The following is a 1295-nucleotide window of genomic DNA, read 5'->3' as shown; positions in this document are numbered from 1 at the left end:
GAGCACGTCCTCGGCCGTGCACGCACCTGCCTCCCAGTCGGCGGCAGGCCGGACCCGCGCGGGGCGGACCAGCGTCAGCACGTGGGCCCCGACGCGCGAGCGGGCGACCTGCTCCCGCAGGAAGGTCCGGGTGAGGTCGTCCAGGGCGGGCCAGCCGGGGGCGGGGCGGCCCACGGCCCAGCCCTGCACGAGCGGGACCCCGAGGTCGACCAGCTCGGCGAGCTCGGCGCGGGTCTCGACCCCCTCGGCGAGGAGCCAGGCGTCCATCTGCCCGCTGAGGTCTCCGAGCAGGCGCACGACGGTGCGGCGGACCGGGTCGCGGTCGAGACCGGTCACCAGGCTCCGGTCGAGCTTGACCACGTCGGGCCGGAGGCTGAGCATCTGCGACAGCCCCGAGTAGCCGGTGCCCGCGTCGTCCATCGCGATGCGGCCGCCCAGCGCACGGATCTCGGTGAGGACCTCCTCCAGGGCAGCGTCGTCCTCGGCCTCGACGTGCTCGGTGAGCTCCACGACGACCTCGTCCAGGCGACCGTGGCCGCACACCGCCTCGCGGACCGCGGGCAGCGGCAGCAGGTGCGGCTCGACGTTCATCGTCCAGAACGTCGCCTGCGGTCGGCCGGCGACCAGGGAGTGCATCGCCCGGACCGTGCACGCGGTGAGCTCGCCGTCCAGGCCGTGGCGGCGCGCGGCGGCGAACCACACGTCGGGCGGGGCGGAGGGCGGACCGGCGAAGCGGGAGAGGAGCTCGTACCCACCGACCCGGGCGTGGGCGACGTCGATGATCGGCTGGGCCACGACGGTCAGGCCCTCGCCGGCGAGCACGCGCTCGAGAGCGGTGCGCCAGCTCGGGTCGTCGAGGGCTACGGCCGGCCCCCTGGCGTCGGCGTCGGGCGACACGCGGCCTCCAGAGATCAGGGGGTCCAGGCACCCCACTGGCATCATCGACACTCCCCCCGGCCGAGATGAGGAGTTCGTGACCACTGACAGGTACGGCCGGGACGTCCTGGCCAGCCCCCGCGAGCCGCGTCGACCCGCCTCGAAGCCGGTGCCTGCCGAGACCGGCCTCGTCGTCGAGGAGGTCACGAGCGGCTGGGTCGGTGCCGTGCTGCGCGTCGAGAAGTCCGGCGGCATGCACGTCGTCGTCCTGGAGGACCGCCATGGGCGGACCCGGACCTTCCCCCTCGGACCAGGGTTCTGGGTCGAGGGGGCGCCCGTGGTCCTCACGGCGCCCGCCGGACCGGCGGCCCCCTCGGCCCCGACCCGCACCGCATCGGGGTCGGTCGCGGTGCACGGCG

Annotated in this window: 1 protein-coding gene and 1 pseudogene; one reads left to right on the top strand and one right to left on the bottom strand. The window is 75.5% G+C overall.

The features are described 5' to 3' along the window. Window positions 1–897: EAL domain-containing protein (locus L0B03_RS18055; RefSeq protein WP_250448412.1), on the bottom strand; the 897-nt coding region annotated here is incomplete at its 3' end. A 76-nt stretch (window positions 898–973) separates the two neighbouring features. Between L0B03_RS18055 and L0B03_RS18050 the strand changes: the two are divergent. Then, window positions 974–1295: pseudogene (locus L0B03_RS18050) on the top strand (DUF3097 family protein); the annotation flags it as partial.

Source organism: Actinotalea sp. C106 (assembly GCF_023630195.1).
Lineage (GTDB): Bacteria > Actinomycetota > Actinomycetes > Actinomycetales > Cellulomonadaceae > Actinotalea.
The sequence above is the reverse complement of the archived record's forward strand: the minus strand, read 5'-3'. Positions and strand labels throughout refer to the sequence as shown.